The 6,723-nt window shown below is 66.0% G+C and carries 5 protein-coding genes and 1 pseudogene; 4 read left to right on the forward strand and 2 right to left on the reverse strand.

Annotation, left to right across the window (positions count from 1 at the left end):
• On the reverse strand, positions 1 to 260 hold a 260-nt coding region (locus tag UK23_RS46325; RefSeq protein ID WP_156213883.1), incomplete at its 3' end, for a hypothetical protein.
• A 429-nt stretch (positions 261 to 689) separates the two neighbouring features.
• Here UK23_RS46325 and UK23_RS46330 point away from each other — a divergent pair.
• From UK23_RS46330 to UK23_RS46340, 3 genes are all read left to right on the forward strand, one after another.
• Positions 690 to 2,969, forward strand: coding sequence for a glycoside hydrolase family 2 TIM barrel-domain containing protein (locus tag UK23_RS46330; protein ID WP_231114995.1), 2,280 nt, complete (start codon positions 690 to 692; stop codon positions 2,967 to 2,969).
• A 205-nt stretch (positions 2,970 to 3,174) separates the two neighbouring features.
• Positions 3,175 to 4,494: a right-handed parallel beta-helix repeat-containing protein gene (locus UK23_RS46335; RefSeq protein ID WP_045318241.1), complete on the forward strand. Its 1,320-nt coding sequence runs from the start codon at positions 3,175 to 3,177 to the stop codon at positions 4,492 to 4,494.
• Positions 4,495 to 4,560: 66 nt separating this feature from the next.
• On the forward strand, positions 4,561 to 6,063 hold the full coding sequence (locus UK23_RS46340; RefSeq protein WP_052685653.1) for a family 43 glycosylhydrolase: 1,503 nt from the start codon (positions 4,561 to 4,563) through the stop codon (positions 6,061 to 6,063).
• A 19-nt stretch (positions 6,064 to 6,082) separates the two neighbouring features.
• On the opposite strand, the gene UK23_RS54430 is transcribed toward UK23_RS46340, so the two are convergent.
• On the reverse strand, positions 6,083 to 6,304 hold the full coding sequence (locus UK23_RS54430) for a transposase (protein WP_419503934.1): 222 nt from the start codon (positions 6,302 to 6,304) through the stop codon (positions 6,083 to 6,085).
• Between the two features lie 194 nt (positions 6,305 to 6,498).
• Between UK23_RS54430 and UK23_RS46345 the strand changes: the two are divergent.
• Positions 6,499 to 6,723: pseudogene (locus UK23_RS46345) on the forward strand (lysine 2,3-aminomutase); the annotation flags it as partial.

Consider the following 6,723-nt stretch of genomic DNA (forward strand, 5'->3'; position numbering starts at 1 on the left):
GAGTTGGTGTTCGCCCCCTGCACGGGGTTGAGGCCGATACTCCAGTCGTGCGGAAGACGCACATCGCGCCACGCCGGGTTGCTCGAGTCCGGCTGCGGCGCCTCCGCACCGGTTGTGTTGGCCAGCAAGAACTTCCACGACTCGGTGAAGTCGACAGTCCGTCCGGTCGCCTGCACCTGCACCGCCGGAGCTGACTGGGCCGTCCCCGGCGCACCGCACAGCCCCGCCGCGACGACGCAGCCGACAACAAGTCCCCACAATCTGTTCGACCATCGATTCGACAAATCACACCGCCCGTCGTGATCACGCACCGAAACCAAAGCCAGATCCGCTCTACAGGAAAGCGCTCTCCACCTTTGTGCGCAAGGGGTTGGCCAAGTTGGTTACGAGCGGGCCGATCCGGCGTCCTTCGTCGTCACGCGCCTGTGCACGTACACAGGCGTGACCGGGAGAACCCTCTTGAAACGATCAAATATTTGCGGTTATATCAGGAGAGGTCGCATGTCGGATGGTTGTGCACGTTCCCAGTCTGTCTCTGCACCAGTGCGCATCGGACACTCGATCAAAAGAGATCGAACGACCGCATGCTGAATGCGGACGGGCTCGACCGGCCCGCGACTCGCATCAACACGACGCGCCGCCGTTTGTGCCAGTCCCAAGTGGACCGCCTGCCCGTGAAAGGACTCCCTATGTCCGCATCACCCCGGTCTGGCTCCGGAAGGTCCGGCCGCGGCAAGGCCAGGAAAACCCGCGTCTATGCGTTGGCGTTCCTGGCGATGGCCGCGCTTTCCACCCCCTGGGTCGCCGCGAGTGCCACCCCCGCGGTCAACGCCGGTGCGGTCAACGCCGGTGCGATCAGCACCAACCGGCTGCGTACGGTCACGAACTTCGACCCCGGCTGGCTGTTCAACTACGGCGACGCGAGCGGCGCCAGTGCCGGCTCCTACGCCGACGGTGGATGGCGCAAGCTCAGCGTGCCGCACGACTGGAGCATCGAGGGCAGGACCCCGCCGGCCGACCCGTTCTCCCAGTCCGCGCCGAGCACCGGTCGCGGCGGCTACGCGCCCTCGGGCATCGGCTGGTACCGCAAACACTTCTCCCTGGCAGGAGTGCCGGCCACGCACAAGACGTACATCGAGTTCGACGGGGTGATGGCCAATGCGAGCGTGTACGTCAACGGCACGCTCATCGGTACGCACCCGTACGGGTACACCAGCTTCCGTTATGACATCACGGCGGCGGTGAAGTTCGGCGGTGCCGACAACGTGATCGCCGTCAAGACCGACACCAGCCAACAACCGGCATCCCGGTACTACACCGGTGCCGGGATCTACCGCGACGTCCGTCTCATCGCGACCGACCCGGTACACATCGCCCAGTGGGCCACCTACGTCACGACGCCGAACGCCACCAGCTCCGCCGCCACCGTGCACGCGCAGACCACTGTGGTCAACACCAGCAGTACCGAGGCGAACGTCAGCGTCCAGGGCGTGCTCAGCGCCCCGGACGGCGCCGCGCTCGCCCCGGTCATGACAGCGGCCAAGACCATCGCGGCCGGCGCCTCGGCAACCTTCGGCTACGACGTGGCGGTGAGCAACCCCAGGCTGTGGGACCTCACGAGCCCGAACCTGTACACGCTGGCGACCAACGTCCTCGTCGACGGTACGGCGGTCGACGACGACATCACTCCGGTCGGTATCCGCAGCCTGACGTTCAGCGCTCCCAACGGGATGAAGCTGAACGGCAAGGGCGTGAAGTTCCAGGGGGTGGCACTGCACCAGGATTACCACGGGCTCGGGGTGGCCGCCCCGCAACGCGCCGTGCAGCGGCGGCTCGCCCAGCTCAAAGCGCTCGGAGTGAACGCCATCCGGACGGCACACGACCCGCCGAGCCCGGCTTTCCTCGACCTGGCCGACCGGATGGGTTTCCTGGTACTGGACGAGTTCTTCGATGTCTGGACCCAGCACAAGTACTCCGACGTGGGCGACTACGCGACGTATTTCAACCGGACCGCGTCCTCGCCCACCGGCACGCCCGCGGTGCCCGGCGCGACCGGCTCGGTGCCCTGGTACCAGGTCGATGCCACGAGTGTCGTCATGCGCGACCGCAACCACCCCAGTGTGGCGATGTGGAGCACTGGCAACGAAATCCGTGACTCGCTCTCGACCCGGACTCCGTTGCTGACCAAGATGGTGTCGATCTCGCACGCGCTGGATCCGGGCCGTCCGGTCACCCAGGCCCTGTTCCGGCCGGGCGACAGCGGTGACATCACCGGTGCCACTCGGACCACGGTGGACGTCTTCGGCGGCAACTACCGGCCCGACGAGGTCATCCGGGCGATGGGCATGTCGCCGGCGCGGCCGGGCCTGTTCACCGAGATGGGCACGGACACCTCGGCGTGGACGACGGTGAAGAACAATCCCGGGGTCACTGGCCTGTTCGTCTGGACCGGCGCCGCGTACCTGGGTGAGGCCGATGGGTTGTGGCCCAAGGCCGAGAGCGGTTTCGGCCTGATGGATGCGGTCGGGACGGTCCGGTCGATCGGGTACGCGTGGCAGAGCGCGTGGGGTGCGCCGCACACGTCACCGCCGCCGACCGGCACCACGGCGACCAGGGTGGTGCTCACGCCCGATCACAGCACGGTGTCCACGGACGTCCACGATGTCTCGTACGTGAAGGCCACGATCGCCGACCCGGCCGGTCGCGTGGTGACCAGCTCATCCACCCCGGTCACGTTCAGCATCAGCGGGCCGGGCGTGATCGTGGCGGTCGACAGCGGCAACCCGGCGCACGAGACCTTCCGCGGTACCGCACGCAAGGCGTACCAGGGGATCGCGTACGCACTGGTCCGGGCGACCGGAGCGGGCGCGATCACCGTGACCGCGAGTGCGGGCGGACTGGCGCTGGGCACGACCACCCTGTCCGGCACCACAGCGCCGTTCGTGGCCTGCTCGGGCAGTTGCGACTGAACAGCACGGCGACAAGGACCCCACCAGCCCATCTCCTCTGCCCGGCAGGCCTACCGGGAACTGCCCTCCCCCAAGGCTTTCTCACCTTCCGCGGCGCCAACCACGGCAGCTACCTCCGCGACGCCCGAGCCGCCACCACGGACGAGGAGGCGGCGGCCTCCCCTGGTCCCGGCACCGGAAGAAACTTCCTACGTCTGGAGTGAACATGACCCGTGCTCTGATGATGTCGGCGGTCGCGGCCACCGCGGTGGTCCTGGCCGGAAGCGCGGTGGCCGCCGCCGGCCCCGCTGCCGCGGGCGTCTACTACGTTTCCGCGGCGGGCAGTGACAGTGCCGCGGGGACGCAGGCGGCTCCGTGGGCGTCGATCGCGCATGCGCAGGCCGTTGTCCAGCCGGGCGACACGGTCTACCTCCGTGGTGGCACCTATGTGTACTCCCGCGCGAACAAGAGCTGCGCGGGCCAGACGGACCGGGTGGACGCGATCACCCTGAACAAGAGCGGCAGTTCGGGAAATCCGATCCGCTACTGGGCCTATCCAGGGGAGCGGCCGGTCTTCGACTTCTCCCGCGTGCGAGACGACTGCCGGATCAAGGGCTTCGACGTCACCGGCAACTGGATCCACCTCAGGGGACTCGAAGTCAAGGGCGTGCCCCAGAACAACAACCGCAACCACGAGTCGTGGGGTATCTGGATCACGGGCAGCAACAACACCTTCGAGCTGCTCGACCTGCACCACAACATGGGGCCCGGCCTGTTCATCCAGGACGGCGGCGGCAACCTCGTGCTCAACTCGGACTCGCACGACAACTACGACCCGCGGACCTCCAACGGGGCGGGCGAAAGCGCCGACGGGTTCGGCGCGCACGTCTCGGCCAACCGCCCTGGCAACGTGTTCCGCGGATGCCGGGCGTGGTGGAACTCCGACGACGGGTTCGATCTGATCAACGCCTTCTCCTCGGTCACCATCGAGAACTCGTGGGCCTGGCTGAACGGGTACCTGCCGGGGACCACGACACCGTCCGGCAACGGAAACGGCTTCAAGATGGGTGGCTACGGCGGCAAGTACGTCAGCAACGGCGCCAAGCACACCGTCCGCGGTTCGGTCGCGTTCAACAACAAGGCCTCCGGCTTCTACGCCAACCACCACACGCTGGCCAACGACTACTTCGGCAACACCAGCTACGGCAACCACCCCGACTACAACATGCTCGGGATCAACGCCAGAGGGGGTGCGGTCGGGCTGGGCAACCTGCGCAACAACATCGCCTACACCGGAACCCTGTTGTCCAACATGACCGGCACGAACGCGGCGTACAACTCGTGGAACCTGAACGTCGGCCTGTCGGACTCTCAGTTCCAGAGCGTGTCGACCTCCGGCTGGAACGCGCCCCGCCAAGCCGACGGCAGCTTGCCGGTGCTGCCCAACCTCCGCCTCGCCGCGAACAGCAGCCTGATCGACAAGGGCACCGATGTCGGCTTGCCCTATCGCGGGCGAGCACCCGACCTGGGTGCCTTCGAATCCTGAAACCACACGGTGGTCGTCATCGGCTCGCTCACGCCTGACGGAACCCGTCCAAGCGAAGGACCTGACATGCTGAGGAAAATCTCCCGACTAACGATCGCCTCGGTACTGCTCCCCCTCGCGGTTGCGCTGACGCCGGTCGGCGCTGACGCGGCTACTCCAGTGCCGCGAGCTGCCGCGGGCGCCACGATCCAGAACGACGTGTTCTGGAAGGACACCGCCGGAAACCCGATCTACTCCCAGGGCGGCGGGGTGCTGAAGGTCGGCAACACGTACTACTGGTACGGCGTGAAGTACAGCGGCGCGGTCAGCTACTACAACAACCCGGCGGGCGGGAAGAACGGCAACGTCGGCTTCAGCGCGATCACCATCTATTCGTCCACCGATCTGGCGAACTGGAAGTTCGAGGGCAACGCGATGACGCCCTCGGACGTGGGCGGCTGGGTCGGCCGGGTGGGTGTCTCGCGCAACCCCACCACGGGCAAGTACGTGCTGGCCACCCAGGGCAACGGCGGGTTGGTGTTCGGCACCAGCAGCACGCCGAACGGCCACTTCACCTACGCGGGTACTCAGTCGAACATCCAGAACGTCTCCACCGGCATGTCCGGTGACCAGTCGGTCTTCACCGACGACGACGGGCGGGCGTACTTGGTCTTCAGCAACAAGAGCGGCCGGTCCCACCTGTACGTCTCCCCGCTCCGCTCGTCGGACTTCCTGCACGCCGAAGCCGCCAAGAACGTCTACAACAGCTCTGCGGGCGGGCGTGAAGGCAACATCATGTTCAAGCAGAACGGGACCTACTACTTCTGTTCCTCCGACCTGCACGGCTGGAACTCCTCGCACACGTACTGCATCACGGCCAAGAACATCATGGGCCCGTACTCCGCGGAGTTCGTGCTGCAGGGCACGGACGCCGACTTCTCGCACGTGACGCAGACGGGGCTGGCGTTCACGGTGACCGGCTCGGCGGGCTCGTTCGTCATGTTCGGCGGCGACCGCTGGAGCGACTTCGCGGGCAACGGCCTCGGCTACAACGACTGGGTGCCGGTCAGCTTCAACGGGACAACGCCGGTCTTCCATTCGCTGAGCCAGTGGAACGTCGATGCGGCCGCGGGGACGTGGTCCGCCGGCAGCGGCAACAACTACGTCCTCAACCCGAGCGCCGAGGCCGACCGGGTCGCGCAGAACAACCTTGCCGGTTGGACCAACGTCGGTGGCAACGTGAACAGCAACAAGCTCGGCGGGCACACCGGACGCTGGGCCATCGCGCAGAGCTCTACCTCCGCGTACAACGCCACCAGGTACCAGAACATCTCGCTGCCGAACGGGACCTACACCCTGTCGGCCTGGGTCAAGAGAAGCGGCGGGCAGAAGAAGGCGACCATCTTCGCCAAGAACTTCGGTGCGAGCGAAGTGAATCGTTCGATCAGCCAGTCGATGGGCACCTGGACGAAGGTCACCGTCCCCGGCATCACCGTGACCAACGGGTCGATCCAGGTCGGCGTGTTCTCCGACGCTAACGCGGGCAACTGGGTGAACGTCGACGACTTCAGCCTGACGCAGACCAGCTAGGAGCTGTTTGAGGTTTGGATCATGTGGTTGAGGGCAGGGTTCTCAACCACATGGCCGCCGCGCGCAGTCGTAACCCGGCCTCGTAGCTTTGCGGTGACTTGTCATAGCGAGTGGCCAGGCCACGCCATGTCTTGATCTTCTGAAAGAAGCGTTCAACGGTGTTGCGTCGTGTGTAGAGCGCCGGATCGAACGAGACCGGTCGGCCGCCAGCAGAGCCCTTCTTCCTCCGGTCGGGGTCCACCCGAGGACTCTTAGTCAGCGGGTTGGAAGTGTGCGCTCTTAGCTCAGCCCCAAGATCGAGACCAGCTGAACCACTGTCTAAGTTGTGATCGCGTGCGTGCACCTGGGGCAATCGAGCAATGTCCCCCATGATCATCTATTGCGCTCAAATTCGCACGTTTGCGCAGGTCAGACTACGTCCGGGCGTGTCGCCATCACATGTGCGACATGATCCCCAACGCCGAGCACTGGCGGGTGTCGGTGTGGGAGGCGCAGGAGCTGCAGCACGCGATCATGGGCTACCTTCCCGGGTACGCGACGCCGCGGATCGTGTGCGACGTGCCGTACGTGGGCAAGCGGTGGGTGCACCAGCTGGCCGAGTATGACCGTGAGCTGGGCATTTCGTACTGGACGAAGAACTACCGGACCGGGATCGAGCTC

The sequence above is a fragment of the Lentzea aerocolonigenes genome (genome assembly GCF_000955955.1).
Taxonomy (GTDB): Bacteria; Actinomycetota; Actinomycetes; order Mycobacteriales; family Pseudonocardiaceae; genus Lentzea; species Lentzea aerocolonigenes_A.